This window comes from Acidiphilium sp. JA12-A1 (assembly GCF_000724705.2).
Lineage (GTDB): Bacteria > Pseudomonadota > Alphaproteobacteria > Acetobacterales > Acetobacteraceae > Acidiphilium > Acidiphilium multivorum.
The window spans coordinates 1-839 of the sequence record NZ_JFHO01000257.1 but is presented as its reverse complement, the minus strand read 5'-3'; the positions used below and the strand labels follow the sequence as shown (position 1 = coordinate 839).

The 839-nt window shown below is 62.3% G+C and carries 1 protein-coding gene; it reads left to right on the top strand.

Annotated features, from left to right (window positions below; genetic code table 11):
- Window positions 1-110: 110 nt before the first annotated feature.
- Window positions 111-839, top strand: a 729-nt coding sequence (locus RT91_RS19780; RefSeq protein ID WP_240314393.1) for a transposase, incomplete at its 3' end; no start/stop codon positions are given.

Genomic DNA, 839 nt, shown 5'->3' with positions numbered 1-839 from the left:
GGGTCAGTGTGGACGACACCGGTGCACGGCATGCCGCAAAGAACGGGTTTTGCACGCAGATCGGCAATGAGTGGTTCACCTGGTTCCGCACGCGGTCCTCGAAGAACCGGATGAACTTTCTTGATCTGCTCCGTGCCGGGCATACCGATTACGTGCTCAATGACGCGGCCTACACCTACATGCGCGATCATGGTCTTCCCGCCGCGACGATCGCCCTTCTGGCGGCGAGCCCACAGACTCGGTTCGCTGATCAGCCGGCGTGGACGGCTTTTCTCGAGCGGCTCGGCTTCACCGCATTGGCGGTCACGCCTAACCCAGTGCGGGTTGCCACAGAAGCGGCGCTATGGGGCAGCGTTCAGGCGCATGAATTTCTGTGCGATGCCGTTATTCTGAGCGACGACGCCGGACAATTCAATATCGGCCGGCACGCGTTGTGCTGGGTCCACGCGGAACGGCTGGTGCATAAACTGGACACGTTCAACGACCAGCATCGCGCCGCTCAAACGCGGGTTCGTGGCCTGATCTGGGATTTTTACGCGGACCTCAAAGCGTACCAGCAAAAACCGGGCAAGCGGCAGGCTCGGGCGTTACGGACCCGCTTCGACCGTATCTTCCTCTGCCGCACCGGCTTCGTGACGCTGGACCGTCTGCTGGCGCGGCTGCACGCCAACAAGGCCGAACTACTGATGGTGCTGGAACGGCCGGAAATCCCGCTCCACACCAATGGTTCGGAAAACGACATCCGCGGTCACGTCACGCGGCGGAAGATCAGCGCCGGAACCCGGAGTGAGACCGGCCGGGATTGCCGCGACGCGTTCCTGAGCCTCGCCAAGACCTGT